Origin of the sequence: Mycobacterium saskatchewanense, from assembly GCF_010729105.1 — a bacterium.
Taxonomy (GTDB): Bacteria; Actinomycetota; Actinomycetes; order Mycobacteriales; family Mycobacteriaceae; genus Mycobacterium; species Mycobacterium saskatchewanense.
This window is the reverse complement of record NZ_AP022573.1, coordinates 98149-119690: the sequence shown is the minus strand read 5'-3', so window position 1 is coordinate 119690 and position 21542 is coordinate 98149. Positions and strand designations below refer to the sequence as shown.

18 protein-coding genes are annotated in these 21542 nt (G+C 71.9%); 5 read left to right on the top strand and 13 right to left on the bottom strand.

Going from position 1 to position 21542, the window contains the following annotated elements; translation table 11 throughout:
* Positions 1-34: 34 nt before the first annotated feature.
* Positions 35-1138 carry a M24 family metallopeptidase gene (locus G6N56_RS00610; protein ID WP_085256984.1) on the bottom strand — a complete coding sequence of 368 codons (1104 nt, stop codon included), beginning with the start codon at positions 1136-1138 and terminating at the stop codon, positions 35-37.
* A 34-nt stretch (positions 1139-1172) separates the two neighbouring features.
* Between G6N56_RS00610 and G6N56_RS00605 the strand changes: the two genes are divergently transcribed.
* Positions 1173-1892, top strand: coding sequence for a B-4DMT family transporter (locus G6N56_RS00605; protein ID WP_180150451.1), 720 nt, complete (start codon positions 1173-1175; stop codon positions 1890-1892).
* On the opposite strand, the gene aroQ is transcribed toward G6N56_RS00605, so the two are convergent.
* The 10 genes from aroQ to G6N56_RS00555 all read right to left on the bottom strand — a co-directional run bounded on the left by aroQ (position 1889) and on the right by G6N56_RS00555 (position 11344).
* Entirely contained in the window at positions 1889-2317 is a 429-nt protein-coding gene (gene aroQ, locus G6N56_RS00600; protein WP_085256982.1) for a type II 3-dehydroquinate dehydratase, read from the bottom strand. The genes G6N56_RS00605 and aroQ overlap by 4 nt on opposite strands.
* Positions 2314-3402, bottom strand: coding sequence for a 3-dehydroquinate synthase (gene aroB / locus G6N56_RS00595; RefSeq protein WP_085256981.1), 1089 nt, complete (start codon positions 3400-3402; stop codon positions 2314-2316). The genes aroQ and aroB overlap by 4 nt, the downstream gene beginning before the upstream one ends.
* Positions 3399-3923, bottom strand: coding sequence for a shikimate kinase (locus G6N56_RS00590; protein WP_085256980.1), 525 nt, complete (start codon positions 3921-3923; stop codon positions 3399-3401). Before G6N56_RS00590 ends, aroB begins: the two co-directional genes overlap by 4 nt.
* Positions 3923-5128 carry a chorismate synthase gene (gene aroC, locus G6N56_RS00585; protein ID WP_085256979.1) on the bottom strand — a complete coding sequence of 402 codons (1206 nt, stop codon included), beginning with the start codon at positions 5126-5128 and terminating at the stop codon, positions 3923-3925. The genes G6N56_RS00590 and aroC overlap by 1 nt, the downstream gene beginning before the upstream one ends.
* Before the next feature lie 65 nt (positions 5129-5193).
* On the bottom strand, positions 5194-5607 hold the full coding sequence (locus G6N56_RS00580) for a prepilin peptidase (RefSeq protein WP_085256978.1): 414 nt from the start codon (positions 5605-5607) through the stop codon (positions 5194-5196).
* An 11-nt stretch (positions 5608-5618) separates the two neighbouring features.
* Positions 5619-6449 (bottom strand): shikimate dehydrogenase, encoded by an 831-nt coding sequence (locus G6N56_RS00575; protein WP_085256977.1) that lies wholly within the window; start codon positions 6447-6449, stop codon positions 5619-5621.
* Positions 6427-7665, bottom strand: a complete 1239-nt coding sequence (locus G6N56_RS00570) for an endolytic transglycosylase MltG (RefSeq protein WP_085256976.1) — start codon at positions 7663-7665, stop codon at positions 6427-6429. Before G6N56_RS00570 ends, G6N56_RS00575 begins: the two co-directional genes overlap by 23 nt.
* Complete coding sequence (ruvX, locus tag G6N56_RS00565) at positions 7658-8158, bottom strand: Holliday junction resolvase RuvX (RefSeq protein ID WP_085256975.1); 501 nt, start codon at positions 8156-8158, stop codon at positions 7658-7660. The genes G6N56_RS00570 and ruvX overlap by 8 nt, the downstream gene beginning before the upstream one ends.
* The gene (gene alaS, locus G6N56_RS00560) at positions 8159-10858 is read right to left on the bottom strand and encodes an alanine--tRNA ligase (RefSeq protein ID WP_085256974.1); all 2700 of its coding nucleotides are present in this window, start codon (positions 10856-10858) and stop codon (positions 8159-8161) included.
* Between the two features lie 96 nt (positions 10859-10954).
* On the bottom strand, positions 10955-11344 hold the full coding sequence (locus tag G6N56_RS00555; protein ID WP_180150538.1) for a secondary thiamine-phosphate synthase enzyme YjbQ: 390 nt from the start codon (positions 11342-11344) through the stop codon (positions 10955-10957).
* Positions 11345-11517: 173 nt separating this feature from the next.
* Between G6N56_RS00555 and G6N56_RS00550 the strand changes: the two genes are divergently transcribed.
* Positions 11518-12141 carry a hypothetical protein gene (locus tag G6N56_RS00550; RefSeq protein WP_085256972.1) on the top strand — a complete coding sequence of 208 codons (624 nt, stop codon included), beginning with the start codon at positions 11518-11520 and terminating at the stop codon, positions 12139-12141.
* 137 nt (positions 12142-12278) lie between these two features.
* Here G6N56_RS00550 and G6N56_RS00545 read toward each other — a convergent pair whose 3' ends face one another.
* A complete protein-coding gene (locus G6N56_RS00545; protein ID WP_085256971.1) occupies positions 12279-13655 on the bottom strand; it encodes a replication-associated recombination protein A in 1377 nt (458 codons plus the stop codon).
* A gap of 90 nt (positions 13656-13745) precedes the next feature.
* Here G6N56_RS00545 and G6N56_RS00540 point away from each other — a divergent pair, with 90 nt between their 5' ends.
* The 3 genes from G6N56_RS00540 to G6N56_RS00530 all read left to right on the top strand — a co-directional run bounded on the left by G6N56_RS00540 (position 13746) and on the right by G6N56_RS00530 (position 20835).
* A complete protein-coding gene (locus G6N56_RS00540; RefSeq protein WP_163645074.1) occupies positions 13746-14774 on the top strand; it encodes a DUF2189 domain-containing protein in 1029 nt (342 codons plus the stop codon).
* 71 nt (positions 14775-14845) lie between these two features.
* Positions 14846-18166, top strand: a complete 3321-nt coding sequence (locus G6N56_RS00535; RefSeq protein WP_085257746.1) for a transglutaminase family protein — start codon at positions 14846-14848, stop codon at positions 18164-18166.
* Positions 18166-20835 carry a circularly permuted type 2 ATP-grasp protein gene (locus G6N56_RS00530; protein WP_085257745.1) on the top strand — a complete coding sequence of 890 codons (2670 nt, stop codon included), beginning with the start codon at positions 18166-18168 and terminating at the stop codon, positions 20833-20835. The genes G6N56_RS00535 and G6N56_RS00530 overlap by 1 nt, the downstream gene beginning before the upstream one ends.
* Before the next feature lie 27 nt (positions 20836-20862).
* Here G6N56_RS00530 and G6N56_RS00525 read toward each other — a convergent pair whose 3' ends face one another.
* Positions 20863-21528, bottom strand: coding sequence for a DUF6629 family protein (locus G6N56_RS00525; protein ID WP_232069180.1), 666 nt, complete (start codon positions 21526-21528; stop codon positions 20863-20865).
* Positions 21529-21542 lie beyond the last annotated feature (14 nt).

Below are 21542 nucleotides of genomic sequence, written 5' to 3'. Positions count from 1 at the left end.
TCCTACCCAGCCCCCGGAGCCGGGGCGGCACCGGCTAACTCAGGACAACCAGCTCTTTGGGGAACCGGGTCAGCAGCTCCGGAGCTGCCGTCTCCTCGCCCACGGCCAGGGTGTCCTCGATGCGGACACCACCGCGGCCGGGTAGATAAACGCCGGGCTCCACGGTCACCACGGAACCCGCGAGCAAGGTACCGGCTGACGTGGCGCCGATTCCCGGCGCTTCATGGATCTGCAGGCCCACGCCGTGCCCGAGGCCGTGGCCGAAGTTGTCGGCGTAGCCCGCGTCGGCGATCAGCCGGCGCGCCGCGGCATCCACCTCCCGCAGCGACGCCCCCGCCCGCAGCGCCTCCCGGCCGGCGCGCTGGGCATCGGCGACCAGCTGGTAGATCTCCAGCTGCCAATCGGCGGCCCTGCCCAGCACGAAGGTGCGCGTCATGTCCGAGTGGTAGCCGGCGACCAGGGCGCCGAAGTCGATCTTGACGAAGTCGCCATCGGCGAGCGCCGCGTCCGTCGGCCGGTGGTGCGGGATCGCCGAGTTGGCCCCGGCCGCCACGATCGTCTCGAACGAAATTGCGTCCGCGCCGTGGTCGAGCATCAGGGACTCCAGCTCGCGGGCCACCTCGCGCTCCGATCGGCCCGGCCGTAGGCCACCGCGCGCCACCAGGTCGGTCAGCGCGGCGTCGGCCGCCTCGCAGGCCAGCCGCAGCAGCGCCACCTCCCCCGCGTCCTTGATCTCGCGCAACGCCTCCACGGTCCCGGCGGCCCGCACCAGTTCGGTGCCGGCCTGCTTCTCTTCGAGCTCGCCGGTCAGCGCGTCGAAACCGTCGACGGTGACCACATTGCTCTCGAAGCCCAGCTTCCGTACGCCGGCCTCGGCGGCGCGCCCCGCCAGGTGGCGTGCCACGGCCCGCTCGATCGCGATTTCCAGCCCCGGCGCCTGCTCGGCGGCCTGGGTGCGGTATCGCCCGTCGGTGGCCAGCACGGCCTCGCGCTCGTCGCCGAACACCAGCAACGCGCCGTTCGATCCGGTGAATCCGGACAGATAGCGAACGTTGTTCAGGTCCGTGACCAGCATCGCATCGAGTCCGCTGGCCCCAATGCTGGCTTCCAGGTTGTCTCGCCGCTGGGAATGTGTCACAACCCTTGACGGTACTCGCTACGCTCTTTAGCTCATGAGGAGCTGGATGCTGCGCGGGTTGGTGTATGCCGCGGCGATGACCATCGTCCGCTTGATCCAGGGGACGCTGATCAACGCCTGGCAAACGCAGGCCGGACTGATCAGCGTGGTGCTGCTGGTTCTGTTCGTCATCGGCGTGGTCGTGTGGGGCCTGATCGACGGCCGCGCCGACGCCCGCGCCAACCCGGATCCGGACCGCCGCGACGACCTGGCGATGACCTGGCTGCTGGCCGGCCTGTTGGCCGGCGTCCTGTCCGGCGCGGTTTGCTGGCTGATCGCCCTGGTCTACAAAGGCCTCTACACCGGCGGCCTGCTCAACGAGATCACCACCTTCGCGGCGTTCACCGCGCTCATCATCTTCCTGCCCGGCATCATCGGCGTGACCGTCGGCCGCTGGCGCGTCGACCGCAACCCCGACGCGCACCGGCCCGCCGGACCCGGGGAGGAACGCGCCGACACCGACGTGTTCTCCGCCGTCCGCGGCGACGACGCGCCCACCGGGGAGATCCCCACGGGCGCGGCCGCCGCCCAGCACGAGCCGCAGACGTCGGCGGTGGCGACGGCGGAACGCGAGGCGCCCACCGAGACGCTGCCGACCCACAAGCCCGCAGAAGAGGCCCGCACGGAGACGCTGCCGACGTCCGACGACGCGAAAACCGAGGTGATCCGCACGGACGCCACCGAATCGCGGCACGCGGAACCCGAGAAGGATTAGCCGCTGCCGGCGAGGTAGCGCAGGGCCAGCAGGTAGCCCTGAATCCCCAGCCCGACGATCACGCCGGTGGCGACCGGGCTCAGGTAGGAGTGGCGCCGAAACTCCTCGCGGGCATGCACGTTGGAAATGTGGACCTCGATCAGGGGCGCGCTGAGCTCGGCGCACGCGTCGCGGAGGGCCACCGACGTGTGGGTGAGGCCCCCGGCGTTGAGGATCACCGGCTCGCCGGCGTCGGCGGCCCGGTGGATCCACTCCAGCAACTGGGCCTCGCTGTCGCTTTGCCGGACGACGGCGTCCAGGCCCAGCGCCGCGGCCTCGCGCTGGATGAGCGCGGCCAGCTCGTCGTGCGTGGTGTCGCCGTACACGTCGGGCTCGCGGCGGCCCAGCCGGCCCAGGTTGGGGCCGTTCAAAACCTGCACCGTCACGAGGCGCCCACCTCCGCGTACGCGGCGGCCAGCAGTGCCGGGTCCGGTCCGGCCAGGCGACCCGGCTTGGCCAGGCCGTCGAGCACCACGAACCGCAGCACGCCGGCCCGCGCCTTCTTGTCCCCGGCCATGTAGTCGAGCAGCTGCGGGAACGCGCCGGCGTCGTAACTGACCGGCAGACCGAGCGCCGACAGGACGGCGCGGTGGCGCGCGGTGGTGGCGTCGTCGAGCCGGCCGGCCAGCCGGGCAAGCTCCGCGGCGAAGACGAGGCCCACCGACACGGCGGCGCCGTGCCGCCACTCGTAGCGCTCGCGGCGCTCGATGGCGTGGCCCAGCGTGTGGCCGTAGTTGAGGATCTCGCGCAGCTCGGACTCCTTCTCGTCCGCGGCGACGACCTCGGCCTTGACCGCGATCGCGCGCCGGATCAGCTCCGGCAGCACGTCACCGGCCGGGTCCAGCGCGGCCTGCGGGTCGGCCTCGATGAGGTCGAGGATCACCGGGTCGGCGATGAATCCGGCCTTGACCACCTCGGCCATCCCGGACACCAGCTCGTTGCGCGGCAGCGTCTGCAGCGTCGCCAGGTCGACGAGGACGGCGAGCGGCTGATGGAACGCGCCCACCAGGTTCTTGCCCGCGTCGGTGTTGATGCCGGTCTTGCCGCCGACCGCCGCGTCCACCATGCCGAGCAGCGTGGTGGGCACGTGCACGATCGACACGCCTCGCAGCCAGGTGGCCGCCGCGAAACCGGCGACGTCGGTGGCCGCGCCGCCACCCAGGCTGACCAGGGCGTCCTTGCGGTCGATGCCGATGCGGCCCAGCACCTCCCAGAGGAAGCCCACCACCGGCAGGTCCTTGCCCGCCTCGGCGTCGGGGATCTCGATGCGATGAGCGTCGATGCCCTTGGCGGCTAGGTGCGCCCGGATCGACTCGGCGGTCTCGGCGAGCACCGGTTGGTGCACGATCGCGACCCGGTGCCGGTCGGCGAGGAGCTCCTGCAACTCGGTCAACAGGCCGGTCCCGATGATCACGGGGTACGGCGGATCGACGGCCACCGTCACGGTGACCGGGTCCCGTTCGTCGGTCATGTCGCCGCCCCGGCGGGTTCCTGCAGCTGCGACACGATGTGACGCACCACCGCGCCCGGGTTGCGCCGGTTGGTGTCGACCCGGAGCGTCGCCACCTGCCGATACAGCGGCGCCCGCTGCGCCATCAGGGCGCGATACTTCTCGGCGCGGTCCGGCCCGGCCAGCAGGGGCCGCACGGCGCTGCCGCCGGTGCGCCGCACACCCTCGGTGGCGCTGATCTCCAGGTAGATGACCGTGTGCCCGGCGAGAGCGTCGCGCACCCCCGGGCTGGTGACGGCGCCGCCGCCCAGCGACACCACGCCGTCGTGGCGGGCCAGCGCGTCGCGGACCACCTCCTCTTCGATGCGGCGGAACTCCGGCTCGCCGTCGGCGGCGAAGATGTCGGCGATGGTGCGGCCGGTCCGCTCCTCGATCGCGGTGTCGGTGTCGAGCATCCCGACGCCGAGCGCCTTGGCCAGCCGCTTGCCGATCGTGGACTTGCCCGAGCCGGGCAGGCCGACCAGCACCGCCCTGGGCGCCATCACGCGGTCCCCCGCGCCGCCGGCGATTCCCGCTCGGCGACCGCCCGCCGGTAGGACTCGACGTTGCGGCGGGTCTCGGCGAGCGAGTCGCCGCCGAACTTCTCCAGCACCGCACGGGCCAGCACCAGCGCCACCATGGCCTCGACGACCACCCCGGCGGCCGGCACCGCGCAGACGTCCGAGCGCTGGTGGATCGCGACGGCCTCGTCGCCGGTCGCCATGTCCACGGTGGCCAGCGCCCTCGGCACGGTGGAGATCGGCTTCATCGCGGCGCGCACCCGCAGCGGCTGGCCGTTGGTCATCCCGCCCTCCAGGCCGCCGGCGCGGTTGGTCGAGCGCACGACGCCGTCCGGGCCGGGATACATCTCGTCGTGGGCGCGGCTGCCCCGGCGGCGAGCCGTCTCGAAGCCGTCGCCGATCTCGACGCCCTTGATGGCCTGGATGCCCATCACGGCGGCCGCCAGCTGGCTGTCGAGCCGGTTGTCGCCACTGGTGAACGAGCCCAGGCCCACGGGCAGCCCGGTGACCACCACCTCGACCACGCCGCCGAGGGTGTCGCCGTCCTTCTTGGCGGCTTCGATCTCGGCGATCATCGCGTCCTCCGCCGCCTTGTCGAACGCCCGCACCGGGCTGGCGTCGATCGCGGGCAGGTCGGCCGGCCCCGGTGGCGGGCCGTCATACGGCGCGGAGGGACCGATGGAGACGACGTGCGAGAGCACCTCGACGCCGAGCGCCTGCCGGAGGAACGACCGCGCGACGGTCCCGGCCGCGACGCGGGCGGCGGTTTCGCGGGCGCTGGCCCGCTCCAGCACGGGACGGGCATCGTCGAAGCCGTACTTGAGCATGCCGGCGTAGTCGGCATGGCCGGGGCGCGGACGGGTCAGCGGGGCGTTGCGGGCGGAGTCTTCGAGCTCCTTGGGATCGACCGGGTCGGCGGCCATCACGGTTTCCCACTTGGGCCATTCGGTGTTGCCGATCTCGACGGCGATGGGCCCGCCGAGGGTGAGCCCGTGGCGCACCCCGGAGAGCACGGTCACCGCGTCGCGCTCGAACTTCATCCGGGCGCCGCGGCCGTAACCGAGCCGGCGGCGGGCCAGCTGGTCGGAGATTTCGGTGGACGTGACCTCGACGCCGGCGACCATGCCCTCGAGCAGGGCCACCAGCGCGCGGCCGTGCGATTCCCCGGCGGTGATCCAGCGCAACACCCGGCTATCTTCCCATGCATGCCCGCGCCGACTTAAATCCGCGCAGCCGCGGCGAGAGCGACGACTTAGATGACGGCCAGGCCGACGGCGGCGGCGGTCGCCAGGCACATCGACGGGCCGTGCGGCACGACGCGCATGCCGCGCGCCAGCGCGCTCAGACCGACGAGCCCGGTCAGCACCGGCGCGGCCAGCGCCGCGAGGAACCAGACCTCGACGCCGCACCGGCCAGCCAACGCGCCACAGCCGATCGCGAGCTTGACGTCCCCGGCCCCCATCGCGGCCGGGGCGACCAGATGGACGAGCAGATAGATCCCGGTCAGCGCCGCCGACCCGGCCAGCGCCGGCACGCCACGCCCGGCCGCCACAGCGGTCAGCAGGATCACGGCCGCGCCGGGCAGCGTCAGCGCGTTCGGCAGCCGCCGGTGGCGGACGTCGCAGACGGTCAGGGCACCCATCCACAGCAACACCACGCCGGCCATGACCCCGCACGCTAGCCCAGAGCGGCCGCCATGGCCTCCCGCGGCGCCGGCAGCCCTGTGAATTGCTCCACCTGTGCAAAAGCCTGGTGCAGCAGCATCTGCACACCGCTGATCACCCGGCCGCCGGCCTCCGACACCGCGGCGGCCAGCGGCGTGGGCCACGGGTCGTAGATCGCGTCCAGCAGGACCGGGATCGGGGCGAACGTCCCGGCATGGCGCGCGGCCACGTCGGCCGGGATGGTGCTCACCAGCACCTCCGCGTCGGACACCGCGTCGGCCAGCCGGCCGCCGTCCAGGGCACAGAACCGGGTTTCGACGCCCAGCCGGGCGCCGAGGTCCACCAGCCGCGAGGCCTTCTGCGCGTCGCGGGCGACGACGGTGATGGCGGTGACGCCGAGCGCGGCGAGCCCGACGACGGCCGCGGGCGCGGTACCGCCCGAACCGCAGACCAGGGCGTGCCCCGACGCGGCCCCGAGCGCCCCCGTGATCCCGTCGATGTCGGTGTTGTCGGCCCGCCAGCCCGTCGCGGTGCGGACCAGGGTGTTGGCCGAGCCGACCAGTTCGGCGCGTTCGGTGCGCTCGCCGGCGAACCGCAGGGCGGCGAACTTGCCCGGCATGGTCACCGACACACCGACCCACTCGGGGCCGAATCCCCCGACCACGGCGGGCAACTCCTCGGCACCGCACTCGATGCGCTCGTAGGTCCAGTCGTCCAGGCCCAGCGCGCGGTAGGCGGCCAGGTGCAGCAGCGGCGACTTCGAATGGGCGATCGGCCTGCCGAGGACGCCGGCCTTTCTGGGGGCCTTTCTCGGGGCCTTTCTAGCGCGCGGAGTCGAGGACACCGTTGCGCTTAGCCAGCTCGATGTTGGCCAGGTGCTGTTGATAGTCCTTGGTGAACAGCGTCGTCCCCTGGGCGTCGATGGTGACGAAGTACAGCCAGTCCCCCGGTTCCGGGTGCTCGGCGGCGCGCAGCGCGTCGGTGCCCGGCGAGCAGATGGCGGTGGCGGGCAGCCCCTGCGAGACGTAGGTGTTCCACGGCGTCCGCTGGCCCCGGTCGGTGTCGGTGGTGGCCACCTCCCGGCGGTCCAGCGGATAGTTCACGGTCGAGTCGAATTCCAGCGTGTGGTGCGCGTGCAGGCGGTTGTAGATCACCTGCGCCACCTTCGGGAAGTCCTGCGCATTGGACTCCTGCTCGACCAGCGACGCCACCACCAGGATGTCGTAGGGCGACAGGCCCATGGACTGTGCGGTGTCCACCAGTCCCGACTTCACGTACTCGACGGCCCCCGCGGCGATCAGGCTTGCGAGGATCGCCTCGGGCGGGGCGGACGGGTCGACGTTGAACGTTCCCGGCGCGATGAGGCCCTCGATGCGGCGATGGTCCTTGCCCAGCTCGGTGACGGGCTCGACGGCCCACGGCGGCACCGACAACGCGGCCGGCGCGCTGTTGGTCGCCGCCGCGCGCAAGTCCTCCACCCGCACGCAGCGGTGGTCGCCGTCGAGGTCCACGCAGGTCGCCCGCGAGATCAACGTCAGGATGCCCGGGTTGACCACATTGGTCTTCATGTCGCTGGTGTCGTCGAGCTGGCGGCCCTCGGGGATGACGAGCCGCCCGACCCTGCTGCTCGGGTCGGTCAGCCGGGCGACGGCATTGGCGGCGGGGATCTCGGTGCGCATCCGGTAGTAGCCGGGCTGGATCGAGTCGATCTTGCTGTTGCCGTGCGCGGCGTTGACGAACGCCCGCACGGTGCGCACGACGCCCTGGTTGTGCAGGGTCTCGCCCACCATGGTGGTCGAGTCGCCGGACTGGATCTGGATGACGACGTCCCGCTTGCCGCCCCCGCTGTAGTCGTCGCCCGAGCCGAACATGGAGTGCCAGAACTTGGTGGCGACGAACACGCCGGCCACGATGACGACCACCAGGACCGCCAGGACGATCTTGCCGGCAAAGCGGCGGCGCCGCTTGCCCCGCTCGACCCGGTTCCTGTCGACGCGGCTCATCCTGCGCCGGGGCGGGCCGACCGCTTCGGGCTCGGCCCGGCGTGCGCTGTCAACCATCGGTGGCCCCCCGCATCACCGCCGCGCGGCGCTGATCGAGCCAGCTCTGCAGGATGGCCACCGCCGCCGCCTGGTCGATCACGGCGCGCTGCTCTTTGGCCCGCACGCCGGCCGCGCGCAGCGACCGCTGCGCGCTGACGGTGGTCAGCCGCTCGTCGGCGAGGCGCACCGGGACGGGGGCGATCCGCGCGGCCAGCGCCTCGGCGAGCTCGATGGCGTCGAGGGCCGACGGGCCGGTCCGGTCGGCGAGCGTCCGCGGCAACCCGACGATCACCTCCACCGCTTCCAGTTCGGCCGCCAGCTCCGCGAGCCGGCGTATGTGCTTGCCCGACCGGTCCCGGCGCACCGTTTCCACCGGGGTGGCCAGGATGCCGTCGGGGTCGCTGCAGGCCACGCCGATGCGCACGCTGCCGGCGTCGATGCCCAGCCGTCGGCCACGCCCCTGCTCGGGATCGCCGGGCCGGTCAGGCACGCGGTGCTGTACCGAGGCCACTCAACCGACCTGCGCTATCGCGGCGATCCCCGAGCGGACCGCATCGAGCGCCGCGTCGAGGCCGGCGGTGTTCTTGCCGGAGCCCTGCGCCAGGTCGGCCTTGCCGCCGCCGCGGCCGTCGACCGCCGCGGCCATCCGCTTGGCCAGGTCGTCGGCGCGGATGCCGAGCTCCTGGGCGCCCGCGTTCGTGGCGACGGCGTAGGGCACGCTCCCGTCGTTGTCGGCGATCAGGGCGACCACCGCGGGGTCGGTGCCCAACTTGCCGCGGATGTCGCCGACCAGCGACCGCAGGTCGGCCGCCGTCGTCCCGCCGGACATCCGCTGCGCCACCAGACGCACGCTACCGATCCGCTCCGCGCCGGCCGCCGCGTTGGTCGCCGCGGCCCGCGCGCTCGCCTGCCGGGCGCGTTCCAGCTCTTTCTCCGCTGCCTTGAGCCGCTCCACCAGGCCGGCCACCCGGGCCGGCACCTCCTCGGACGGCACCTTGAGCGACGACGCCAACCCGGCCATCAGCGCGCGCTCCTTGGCCAGGTGGCGGAAGGAGTCCAGCCCCACGTAGGCCTCGACGCGGCGCACCCCGGACCCCACCGACGATTCGCCCAGGATCGTCACCGGACCTATCTGGGCGGAGTTGTGCACGTGCGTCCCGCCGCAGAGCTCGATCGAGAACGGGCCGCCGATCTCCACGACGCGCACCTCGTCGGGATAGGCCTCGCCGAACAGGGCCATTGCGCCCATCGCCTTGGCCTTCTCGAGCTGCTCGGTGAACGTGTGCACCTCGAAGTCGGCCTGCACGGCCTCGTTGGTCACCTCTTCGATCCGGGTGCGCTGGTCCTCGGTCAGCGGTCCCTGCCAGTTGAAGTCGAACCGCAGGTAGCCCGGCCGATTCAGCGACCCCGCCTGGACGGCGTTGGGGCCCAGCACCTGGCGCAGCGCGGCGTGCACCATGTGGGTGCCGGAGTGCCCTTGGGTGGCGCCGCGGCGCCACTCCGGATCGACCGCCGCGACGACGGCGTCGCCCTCCACGAATTCCCCGGATTCCACGTTGACCCGGTGCACCCACAGCGTTTTGGCGATCTTCTGCACGTCGGTGACGGCCGCGCGGGCGCTCTCCCCGGAACCGGTCCCGCTGATGAAGCCGGCGTCGGCGATCTGCCCACCGGACTCCGCGTAGAGCGGGGTGCGGTCGAGCACCAATTCGACGCGCTGCCCGGGTTGGCCGCCGTGCGCGATCACCGGAACCCGCTTGCCGTCCACGAAGATGCCGAGGATCCTTGCCTCGGAAGACAATTCGTCGAAGCCGGTGAACTCGGTGGGCCCAGCGTCGACGAGCTCGCGGTAGGCGGTCAGGTCGGCGTGCGCGTGCTTGCGCGCGGCAGCGTCGGCCTTGGCGCGACGGCGCTGCTCGGCCATCAGCTCCCGGAAGCCGATCTCGTCGACCTGCAGGCCGGCCTCCGACGCCATCTCGAGGGTGAGCTCGATCGGGAAGCCGTAGGTGTCGTGCAGGGTGAAGGCGTCCGAGCCGGAAATGGCTTTGGCGCCCGACGCTTTGGTGGCCCCGGCCACCTCGTCGAACAGCCGCGACCCCGAGGCCAGGGTGCGGTTGAACGCGGTCTCCTCGGCGACGGCGATGCGCCGGATGCGGTCGAAGTCGGCGACGAGCTCGGGATACGACGGGCCCATCGCGTCGCGCACGGTGGCCATCAGGTCGCCGACGACCGGGCCCTCGATGTCCAGCAGCTTGGCCGAGCGGATCACCCGGCGCAGCAGCCGCCGCAGCACGTAGCCCCGCCCGTCGTTGCCGGGGCTTACCCCGTCGCCGATCAGGATGGCCGCGGTGCGGCTGTGATCGGCGATGACGCGGTAGCGAACGTCGTCGTTGTGGTTGCCCACGTCGTACGGGCGTGGGGCCCGCGCGGCGACGGTGTCGATCACCGGCCGCAGCAGGTCCGTTTCATAGACGTTGTGGACGCCCTGCAGGATGAACGCGACCCGCTCGACGCCCATGCCGGTGTCGATGTTCTTGCGCGGCAGCGGCCCGAGGATCTCGAAGTCGGTCTTGCCGGTGCCCTCGCCGCGCTCGTTCTGCATGAACACGAGGTTCCAGATCTCGATGAAGCGGTCCTCGTTGGCGATCGGGCCGCCGCCCACGCCGAATTCCTCGCCGCGGTCGTAGTAGATCTCCGACGACGGGCCGCACGGCCCGGGGATGCCCATCGACCAGTAGTTGTCCTCCATGCCGCGGCGCTGGATCCGCTCGGCGGGCAATCCCGCGATCTCCTGCCACAGCCGCTCGGCCTCGTCGTCGTCGAAATAGACTGTGGTCCAGAGCCGTTCGGGATCGAGGCCGTAGCCGCCATCCTCAAGACGGTTGGTGAGCAGCGCCCAGGCCAGTTCGATGGCCTCGCGCTTGAAGTAGTCGCCGAACGAGAAGTTGCCGGCCATCTGGAAGAACGTGTTGTGCCGGGTGGTGATGCCGACCTCGTCGATGTCGGGCGTGCGGATGCACTTCTGGATACTGGTGGCCCGCGCGTACGGCGGGGTGCGCGAGCCCAGGAAGAACGGCACGAACTGCACCATGCCCGCGTTGACGAACAGCAGGTTGGGGTCGTCGAGGATCACCGACGCGCTCGGCACCTCGGTGTGGCCCGCTTTCACGAAGTGATCAAGGAACCTCTTCCTGATCTCGTGTGTCTGCACTCTCGTTCGCTTCTTCCTATTAGCCCGCTGTCGACCCGACGTACCTTCCCAGCCTATTCGGCGGTCGAGTGCGCTCCCGCCAACCCTCCGGAAAGCTCAACCCTCCAGGAAGCTCAGCCGGACCGAGCGCCGCGGGTTGTCCCGGTTGAGGTCCACCAGCACGACGCTTTGCCACGTGCCCAGCTGTGGCTCACCGCCGGTGACCGGCACCGTCACCGACGGCGCCACGATCGCGGGCAGCACATGGTCGGCGCCGTGGCCCTCCGAGCCGTGCGAGTGCCGGTAGCGGTCGTCGCGGGGCAACAGCCGTTCCAGCGTCTCCACCAGGTCGTCGTCCGACCCCGCCCCGGTCTCGATGATCGCCACCCCCGCCGTCGCGTGCGGGACGAACACGTTGCACAACCCGTCGCCGCGCGACCAGCAGAACCCGCGCACCGCCTCGGTGAGGTCCACGATGCGGCGACGCGAGGTGTCCACGTCAAGCACGTCGGTATGCACCCGGACAAGCCTACGGCGCGGCCTCGCTGATCGGCCAACCGAATGTGAGGGCGGCCACACCGGGGCATTGCGGCCGATCACCGGCAGGAGGAAGGTGATTGGTGGGCCCGGTGGCGCCACGGGGCCCGGCCCAGACAAAGCCCCGACACAGGAGGCCGATCGTGTACACACGCTCCACCACCATCCAGGCGCAACCGCTGTCGATCGACATCGGGATCGCGCACGTCCGCGATGTCGTCACACCCGCGCTGAGACAGATCTACGGGTTCGTGGGGGTGTCGCTGCTGGTCGACCGGCAGTCCGGCAGATGCATCGCCACCAGCGCCTGGGAGAGCGTGCAGGCGATGCGCGCCGCCGCCGGGCGGGTGGCCCCCGTTCGCGACCGCGCCGCGCTGATGTTCGACGGGAGCGCGCGGGTCGAGGAGTGGGAGATCGCTTTGCTGCACCGCGACCACCACACTCGCGAGGGCGCCTGCGTGCGGGCCACCTGGCTCAAGGTCGTGCCGGATCAGCTCGGTCGGTCCCTGGACTTCTACCGGACGGCGGTGCTCCCGGAGATGGAGGCCCTCGACGGGTTCTGCAGCGCCAGCCTCATGGTCGACCATCCCGCGCGCCGGCGGGCGGTGTCGTGCTCGACGTTTGACAGCGTGGACGCCATGGCCCGCAACCGCGACCAGGCGACCGAGCTGCGCAGCCGGCGGGTGCGCGACCTGGGCGCCGAGGTGATCGACGTTGCCGAATTCGAGCTGGCCATCGCCGACCTGCGGGTGCCCGAGCTGGTCTAGGCGCGGGTCGGCCGGTCGCCGCGGGCCCTGCTAGGGCAGAGCGTCTCCGGGGAACCGGCGGCAGGGGTGCACCTCGTAGGTGAAGACGCATCGGCTCATCTTCTCGTCGGCGAAGGTCTTCTCGTCGGTGAAGGTCTTCATGCCCGTCCCCTCTTGCGGATGATCGCCCGCAGCCGCTCCAGCCGCCCGGCCATGTCACGTTCGGCGCCGCGGCCGGTGGGCCGGTAGTAGTCGACACCCACCAACTCGTCCGGTGGATATTGTTGGCCCACAACGCCGTCCGGGTGGTCGTGGGCGTACCGGTAGCCCTGCGCGTTGCCCAGCGCCGCGGCGCCCGAGTAGTGGCCGTCGCGCAGGTGCGGCGGCACCAGCCCGGCCTTGCCGGCCTTGACGTCGGCCATGGCGGCGGCGAGCGCGGTGGTCACGGCGTTCGACTTGGGCGCCGTCGCCAGGTAGATGGTGGCGTGAGCCAGTGTGAGTTGCGCCTCGGGCATGCCGATCAGCGCCACGGTCTGCGCGGCGGCGGCCGCCACCTGCAGGGCGGTGGGGTCGGCCATGCCGATGTCCTCGCTGGCGAGGATCATCAGCCGGCGGGCGACGAACCGCGGGTCCTCCCCCGCGACGAGCATGCGCGCGAGGTAATGCACGGCGGCATCGACATCGGAGCCGCGCACCGACTTGATGAAGGCGCTGACGACGTCGTAGTGCTGATCGCCGTCGCGGTCGTAGCGCACGGCGGCCCGGTCCAGGGACTGCTCGACGGTCTCGACGGTCACCTCGCCGCCGGCGTGCTGGGCCCCCTCGGCGGCGACCTCGAGCGCGGTCAGCGCGCGGCGGGCGTCGCCCGCCGCCAACTGCACCAGCAGGTCGACGGCCTCGGGCCGCACCGCGACCCGGCCGCCCAGCCCCCGGGGGTCGTCGATCGCCCGTCGCACCACCGTCCGGATGTCGTCGGGCGTGAGCGGGCGCAGCTGCAGGATGACCGACCGCGACAGCAGCGGGGCGACCACCGAGAACGACGGGTTCTCGGTGGTCGCCGCCACCAGCAACACCACCCGGTTCTCCACGGCCGACAGCAGGGCGTCCTGCTGCGTCTTGGAGAACCGGTGCACCTCGTCGATGAACAGCACGGTCTGCTGGCCGGAGAGCAGCGCCCTGCGCGCGACATCGATAACGGCGCGAACCTCTTTCACGCCGGCGGACAGCGCCGACAGGGCCTCGAACCGCCGGCCGGTCGCCTGCGAGATCAGCGCCGCCAGCGTCGTCTTGCCGCTACCGGGCGGGCCGTAGAGGATGACCGACGCCACGCCCGAGCCCTCGACCAGGCGGCGTAGCGGCGACCCGGCCGCCAGCAAGTGCCCCTGGCCGACGACCTCGTCCAGCGACGCCGGCCGCATCCGGACCGCCAGCGGCGCACCCGCCGACACGCCCAGGCCGCCGCCGGGGCCCGCCTGCGGCGCGCCGGGCAGGTCGCCGGGGACGTCGAACAGACCGTCGGACACGGCTTCAGGCATACCACGCCCAGTCAATCCGGGCGGGGTGCCCGCATCTTTGCTAAGTTCCGTGTGCGCGTGCCCACGAAGTTGAGCAACAGCTAGGACGACATGAGCCAGCCTCCCGAGTATCCAGGCACCCCGGCCGACCCGCACGGCGGAAATCACAACCCTCCCGGCTACCCGCCACCACCACCCGGCTATGGCGCACCGCCTCCCGGTCCCGGTTACGGCGCACCGCCGCCCCCTCCCCCGCCCGGCTACGGCCCCCCGCCCGGCTACGGCCCGCCGCCCGGGTACGGGGCGCCGCCCCCGCCGCCACCGGGCTACGGGCCGCCGCCCGGATACGGCCCCCCGCCTGGCGGTTATCCGCCGCCCGGGTACGGCGTTGCGCCCGAATCGCAGTTCAGCATCGGCACCGCGATCAGCTGGGCCTGGACGAAGTTCACCAACAACGCCGTGCCGTTGGTGGTCGCCACGCTGGTGTACGGGGTGCTGATCGCCATCGCCATGGGCGTGGTCGGGCTCGGCCAGAGCATGGGGACCACGACCACCACCTCCGACGACGATTCCTTCAGTTTCAACACCAACGTCGGGCCCGCCGGGATGGCGGTCATGGCGTTGGGCTATCTCATCGTTGCCGTCGTCGGTGCGCTCGCCGAATCCGCCTACCTCTCAGGCTGTTTCGACATCGCCGACGGGCGGGCGGTCACCATCGGCTCGTTTTACAAGCCGCGCAACTTCGGGATGGTGTTGCTGGCCTCGCTCATCGTCGTCGTGCTCACCGGCATCGCCTCGGCCCTGTGCTTCCTCCCGGGCCTGATCCTGGGCATCTTCGTCCAGTTCACCATCCCGTTCGTCATCGACCGCTCGCAGTCGGCGATCACCGGGCTGACGTCCAGCTTCTCGACGGTGGCGTCGAACTTCGGCAACGCGTTACTGGTATGGCTGGTCGGGTTTGCCCTGGTCTTCGTCGGCGCGCTGGCGTGCGGCGTCGGCCTGCTGGTCGCCGCCCCGGTCGCCTCGCTCATCCTCGTCTACGCCTTCCGCAAGCTGACCGGCGGGCAGGTCGCGCCGCTCGAGCGGCAGGGTCACCAGGCCGGACCGCCGCCGGGGATGCCGCCCTACCCCGCCGGCTGAGGGGTCCGGACGAGCGAGGCGCAGTCGCGGTGCGCTGCAGCCTCGCCGCGCTCGTGATTTGATCGGCGGTTATGAGCATCAAAGTGGCGCTGGAGCACCGCACCAGCTACACCTTTGACCGGCTGGTCGGCGTGTACCCGCATGTCGTCCGGCTGCGCCCGGCGCCGCACTGCCGCACCCCGATCGAGGCCTACTCGCTGCGCGTCGAACCGGCCGAGCACTTCATCAACTGGCAGCAGGACGCGCTGGGCAATTTTGTTGCCCGCCTTGTCTTCCCGAACCCGATGCGCCGGCTGACCATCACGGTCGGCCTGATCGCCGACCTGAAGGTGATCAACCCGTTCGATTTCTTCATCGAGGACTGGGCCGAGACCTGGCCGTCCGGCGGAATGACGTACCCCAAGGCGCTGGCCGACGACCTCAAGCCCTACCTGCGGCCCGTCGACGAGGGCGGCGAGGGGTCCGGACCCGGCGATCTGGCGCGGGCGTGGGTGCGGAACTTCTCGGTGCCCGACGGCACGCGCACCATCGACATGCTGGTCAAGCTGAACCACGCGGTCAACGCCGACGTCGCCTACAGCTTGCGGATGGAAGCCGGGGTGCAGACACCGGATTACACGCTGCGCGCCGGCGTCGGCTCCTGCCGGGACTCGGCCTGGCTGCTGGTGTCGGTCCTGCGCCAGCTCGGGCTGGCCGCGCGGTTCGTGTCCGGCTATCTGGTGCAGCTGGCCTCCGACGTCAAGGCGCTCGACGGCCCGTCGGGGCCGGCAGCCGACTTCACCGACCTGCACGCCTGGGCCGAGGTGTACATCCCCGGCGCGGGCTGGATCGGGCTGGACCCGACGTCGGGGCTGTTCGCCGGGGAGGGCCACATCCCGCTGGCCGCCACCCCGCACCCGTCCTCCGCGGCGCCGATCACCGGCGGCACCGAGCCCTGCGAAGCGACGCTGGAATTCTCCAACACCGTCACCCGCGTCCACGAAGACCCGCGCGTCACCCTCCCCTACACCGACGAGGCGTGGCACACGATCTGCGAGGTCGGCCGCGGCGTCGACGAGCGGATGGCGGCCGCCGACGTGCGGCTGACCGTCGGCGGCGAGCCCACCTTCGTGTCGGTGGACGACCAGGTTTCCGAGCAGTGGACGACGGCCGCCGACGGCCCGCACAAGCGGCAACGCGCCTCCGACCTGGCCGCCCGCCTCAAGGCCGTGTGGGCGCCGCAGGGCCTGGTGCAGCGCGGCCAGGGCAAGTGGTATCCCGGGGAACCGTTGCCGCGCTGGCAGATCGCCCTCTACTGGCGCACGGACGGACGGCCGGTGTGGAACGACGAGGCGCTGCTCGCCGACCCGTGGGCCACCGAGCCGGCCGATCCCGTCGACAGCGCAGCGGCGTACGAGGTGCTGGCCGGGGTCGCCGACGGCTTCGGGCTGCCACTGAGCCAGGTGCGCCCGGCCTACGAGGACCCACTGCAGCGGCTCGCGGCCAAAGCCCGCCTGCCCGAGGGCGATCCGGTGCGAGCGCCCGAGGACCTCGCTCCCGAAACCGACACCCCGGCCGGCCGCGCCGCGTTGCTGGCCCGCCTCGACGAATCCACCGCCACTCCAGAGGCGTTCGTCCTGCCGCTGCATCGCACCGACGACGACCTCGGGTGGGCGAGCGCCGACTGGCGGCTGCGCCGCGGGCGCGTCGTGTTGCTCCCCGGCGACTCGCCGGCGGGGCTGCGGCTGCCGCTGGACTCGATCAGCTGGAAGCCCCCGCGGCCCATGTTCGACGCTGACCCCCTGGCAGCGAAGGATGCCCTCTCGGCGGAGTCGGGCGCGGCGGTGGTCACCGATCCCGAGGGGGCGCCGCCGACCGCCATGGTCGCCGAGGTCCGTGACGGCCTGGTGTACGTCTTCATGCCGCCCACCGGGGCGCTCGACCACTTCCTCGACCTCATCGCCCGCGTCGAGGCGGCGGCCGCGAAGGCCGGCCGCGCCGTCGTGATCGAGGGCTACGATCCCCCGCCCGATGCGCGGCTGCGGTCGACGACGATCACCCCCGACCCCGGCGTCATCGAGGTCAACGTGGCGCCCAGCGCCGGCTTCGCCGAGCAGCGTCAACTGCTCGAAACGCTGTACGAGCAGGCCCGATTGGCTCGGCTGTCGACGGAGTCGTTCGACGTCGACGGCACCCACGGCGGCACCGGCGGCGGCAACCACATCACGCTCGGCGGCGCGACGCCCGCGGACTCGCCGCTGCTGCGCCGCCCGGATCTGCTGGTCTCACTGCTCACCTACTGGCAGCGGCACCCGTCGCTGTCCTACCTGTTCGCCGGGCGGTTCGTCGGCACCACCTCGCAGGCGCCGCGGGTGGACGAGGGCCGCGCCGAGGCGCTCTACGAGCTCGAGATCGCCTTCGCCGAGATCGCCCGGCTGTGCGCGGGCGGGGCGCCCAAGCCGTGGGTGACCGACCGCGCGCTGCGGCACCTGCTCACCGACATCACCGGCAACACCCACCGCGCCGAGTTCTGCATCGACAAGCTCTACAGCCCCGACAGCCCCCGCGGGCGGCTCGGCCTGCTCGAGCTGCGCGGGTTCGAGATGCCGCCGCACCTGCGCATGGCGATGGTGCAGTCGCTGCTGGTGCGGTCGCTGGTGGCGTGGTTCTGGGACGAGCCGCTGCGCGCCCCGCTGATCCGCCACGGAGCAAACCTGCACGGGCGATACCTGTTGCCGCACTTCCTGATTCACGACATTGCCGACGTGGCCGCCGACCTGCGCGCGCACGGCATCCCGTTCGAGACGAGCTGGCTTGACCCGTTCACCGAATTCCGCTTCCCGCGCATCGGCACCGCCGTGTTCGACGGGGTGGAGATCGAGCTGCGCGGCGCGATCGAGCCGTGGACGACCCTCGGCGAGGAGTCCACCGCGACGGGCACCGCCCGCTACGTCGACTCGTCGGTCGAGCGCATCCAGGTGCGCATCATCGGCGCCGACCGCCATCGCTACGTGGTGACGGTCAACGGCTACCCGGTTCCGTTGCTGGCCACCGACAATCCCGACATCCACGTGGGCGGTGTGCGGTTCAAGGCCTGGCAGCCGCCGAGCGCGCTGCACCCGACCATCTCGGCGGACGGCCCGCTGCAGTTCGAACTGATCAACCTCACCAGCGGCACCTCGTGCGGCGGTTGCACCTACCACGTCGCCCACCCCGGCGGCCGCGCCTACGACGAGCCGCCCGTGAATGCCGTCGAGGCCGAGGCGCGCCGCGCCCGCCGCTTCGAGGCCACCGGCTTCACCCCCGGCAAGCTGGACCTGGCCGACATCCGGGAGAAGCAGGCCAGGATCTTCACCGACATCGGCGCGCCGGGCATCCTCGATCTGCGGCGTGTGCGTACCGTGCAGCGGTAATGGCAGTCGCGGACATGACATTCGGAGCCGGCGAGGCCCCGACGGCCGCCGGCGGCCGCTACGACGCGGACCGCCTGCTGGCCGGGTACCGCACCGCCCGCGCCCAGGAGGCGCTGTTCGACCTGCGGCGCGGCCCGCGGATCGGGTACGACGAGTTGGTCGACCGCGACGGGAACGTGCGGCCGGCCTGGTCGGAGCTGGCCGACGCGGTCGCCGAGCGGGGCCGGGCCGGGCTGGACCGGCTGCGGTCGGTGGTGCACGGCCTCGTCGACAACGACGGCATCACCTACACCGAGGTAGACCCGGCCCGCGACGGGGTCCCCGGGCTGGAGCCGAGGCCGTGGAGCCTGGACACCCTGCCGATCGTGGTGTCGGCGGCCGACTGGGACCTGCTGGAGGCCGGGCTGGTGCAGCGGTCGCGCCTGCTCGACGCCGTGCTCGCCGACCTGTACGGGCCGCGCAGCATGCTCACCGGGGGCGTCCTGCCGCCGGAACTGCTGTTCGGCCACCCCGGTTACGTGCGCGTCGCCAACGGAATCGAGGTGCCCGGGCACCACCAGCTCTTCATGCACGCCTGCGACCTGAGCAGGCTGCCCGACGGCAGCTTCGCGGTCAACGCCGACTGGACGCAGGCGCCGTCGGGCGCCGGCTACGCGCTGGCCGACCGCCGCGTCGTCGCCCACGCGATCCCGGACCTCTACGAGCGGATCGCGCCGCGCCCCACCACGCCGTTCGCCCAGGCGCTGCGGCTGGCGCTCATCGACGCGGCGCCCGACGTCGCCCAGGACCCGGTGGTGGTCGTGCTGACCCCGGGCATCTACTCCGAGACCGCTTTCGACCAGGCGTATCTCGCCACCCTGCTGGGCTTCCCGCTGGTGGAGAGCGCCGACCTCGTGGTTCGCGACGGCAAGCTGTGGATGCGTTCGCTCGGGACGCTCAAGCGCGTCGACGTGGTGTTGCGCCGCGTCGACGCGCAATACGTGGATCCCCTTGACCTGCGCGCCGATTCGAGGCTCGGGGTGGTCGGCCTGGTGGAGGCGCAGCATCGCGGGACGGTGACGGTGGTCAACACGCTGGGCAGCGGCATCCTGGAAAGCCCCGGCCTGCTGCGGTTCCTGCCCGAGCTGGCCAAGCGGCTGCTCGCCGAGGAGCCGCTGCTGCAGACCGCCCCGACCTACTGGGCCGGCATCGCCGGCGAGCGCTCCCACCTGCTGGCGAACCTCTCGTCGCTGCTGGTGAAGTCCACCGTCGGCGGGAAAACGTATGTGGGGCCTGCACTTTCGTCCCAGCAGCTGGCCGATCTGGCAGCCCGGATCGAGAAGACGCCGTGGCAGTGGGTGGGCCAGGAGCTGCCGCAGTTCTCGTCGGCGCCCACCGACCACGCCGGCGTGCTGTCGTCGGCCGGCGTCGGCATGCGGCTGTTCACCGTCGCCCAGCGGAGCGGGTATGCGCCAATGATCGGCGGCATCGGCTACGTGCTGGCGCCCGGACCCGACGCATATCTGCTGAAAACCGTTGCCGCCAAGGATATCTGGGTGCGCCCGACGGAGCGCGCACGGACCGAGACCGTGGGCCTGCCCGTGGCCGAGCCGCCGGCGAAGACCGCCGCGGGCACCTGGGGCGTCAGCTCGCCGCGCGTGCTGTCCGACCTGTTCTGGATCGGGCGGTACGGCGAGCGCGCGGAGAACATGGCCCGGCTGCTGATCGTCGCCCGCGACCGCTTCCACGTGTACCGGCACCACCAGGACACCGAGGAAAGCGAGTGCGTGCCCGTGCTGCTGGCCGCGCTGGGTGACATCACCGGGACCGACACCGCCGCCGACGCACAGGACGCCAGCGACGGGGCCGAGATGATCGCCGTCGCCCCGTCGACGCTGTGGTCGCTGACCGTGGACCCCGCGCGGCCGGGGTCGCTGGTCCAGTCGGTGGAGGGGCTGGCGCTGGCGGCGCGCGCGGTGCGCGACCAGCTGTCCAACGACACGTGGATGGTGCTGGCCGGGGTCGAGCGCGCGATCGCGCTGCGGGCCGAACCGCCGGACTCGCTCGCCGAGGCCGACGCGCTGCTGGCCCACGCGCAGGCCCAGACGCTGGCCGGGATGCTGACCCTGGCGGGGGTGGCCGGCGAGTCGATGGTGCGCGACGTCGGCTGGACCATGATGGACATCGGCAAGCGGATCGAACGGGCCCTGTGGCTCACCGCGCTGCTGCAGGCCACGCTCATCACGGTCCGCGGGGCGGCCGCCGAGCAGACGATCATCGAGTCCACCCTGGTGGCATGCGAGTCGTCGGTCATCTACCGGCGCCGCACCGTCGGCAACATCAGCGTCGCCGCGGTGACCGAACTGATGCTGTTCGACGCGCAGAACCCGCGGTCGCTGCTCTACCAGGTGGATCGCCTGCGCGCCCGACTCAAGGACCTGCCGGGCGCGTCGGGGTCGTCACGGCCGGAGCGGCTCGTGGACGAGATCGCCACCCTGCTGCGGCGGTCGCATCCCGCCGAGCTGGAAGTGGTCGCCGGCGGGCGGCGGGCGGAGCTGTCGGAGCTGCTCGCCGCCGTGCACGCGGAGCTGCGCGACCTCGCCGAGGCCATCACCACCACGCAGCTGGCCCTGCCCGGCGGGATGCAACCGCTGTGGGGTCCCGACGAACGCCGGGTGATGCCGGCTTAGCTGGTCGGCCTGTCGCGGCGGAAATTCCTAGATCGATGCCGCCCGGTCCATGGGAACGCCGCGGTAGCGGTGCGGGTCGGGCAGTCGACGACGACGCAGCATGTGCACCAGCACCAGGACCGACAGCGTGGCGGCGTAGACGCACCACAGCGACGTGAACGCCTGCAGGTAGAGAACGGCGACCACAATCAGCCCCACCAGGTTCGCCAACCCGAACATCACGATCGAGCGGTAGCCCGACAGCACCGCCGGGCCGATGACGGCGATGACGTAGAGCGCCGCCCACAGATAGGGGTGGCTGACGTCGGTGTGGTACGCCAGCGCATGGGGGCACCTCGTCATCCCGACCGGCCTGGTGAGGACGACGACGGCCAGATATGCCGCCACGACGGCGCCGAGCGCCACGAAGGGCGCCACCCGCAGTCGCGCACCGCGCGGCTCGAGCATCAACACCGCCAGCGGCACCCAGGCGGGCAGCAACGGCAATGCGATGACGATATAAGCGCGCATCGCCACCTGGGCCAGCCCGGCGGGGACGACGCCGTTGGGCCACACCGCCGCTTCGAGGAGCTGGTGGAACGCGAAAATGGTGGGCAGCAAAGCGAATGGCACCTCCCGCCAGTGCCTCACCTCGCGCAGGGTTGCGACCGCGACCGGTAGCAGCGCCGTGCCCACCACCAGGTCCGCCGTCATCGAGAAGCACATCG

Bases quoted from the DNA above. Each gene is read 5' to 3' on its own strand.
- G6N56_RS00605 (WP_180150451.1), top strand. From the start codon at position 1,173: ATGAGGAGCTGGATGCTGCGCGGGTTGGTGTATGCCGCGGCGATGACC.
- aroB (WP_085256981.1), bottom strand. From the start codon at position 3,402: ATGACCGACGAACGGGACCCGGTCACCGTGACGGTGGCCGTCGATCCG.
- G6N56_RS00590 (WP_085256980.1), bottom strand. From the start codon at position 3,923: ATGGCGCCCAGGGCGGTGCTGGTCGGCCTGCCCGGCTCGGGCAAGTCC.
- G6N56_RS00580 (WP_085256978.1), bottom strand. From the start codon at position 5,607: ATGGCCGGCGTGGTGTTGCTGTGGATGGGTGCCCTGACCGTCTGCGAC.
- G6N56_RS00570 (WP_085256976.1), bottom strand. From the start codon at position 7,665: ATGGTTGACAGCGCACGCCGGGCCGAGCCCGAAGCGGTCGGCCCGCCC.
- G6N56_RS00545 (WP_085256971.1), bottom strand. From the start codon at position 13,655: ATGCCTGAAGCCGTGTCCGACGGTCTGTTCGACGTCCCCGGCGACCTG.
- G6N56_RS00540 (WP_163645074.1), top strand. From the start codon at position 13,746: ATGAGCCAGCCTCCCGAGTATCCAGGCACCCCGGCCGACCCGCACGGC.
- G6N56_RS00535 (WP_085257746.1), top strand. From the start codon at position 14,846: ATGAGCATCAAAGTGGCGCTGGAGCACCGCACCAGCTACACCTTTGAC.
- G6N56_RS00530 (WP_085257745.1), top strand. From the start codon at position 18,166: ATGGCAGTCGCGGACATGACATTCGGAGCCGGCGAGGCCCCGACGGCC.
- G6N56_RS00525 (WP_232069180.1), bottom strand. From the start codon at position 21,528: ATGACGGCGGACCTGGTGGTGGGCACGGCGCTGCTACCGGTCGCGGTC.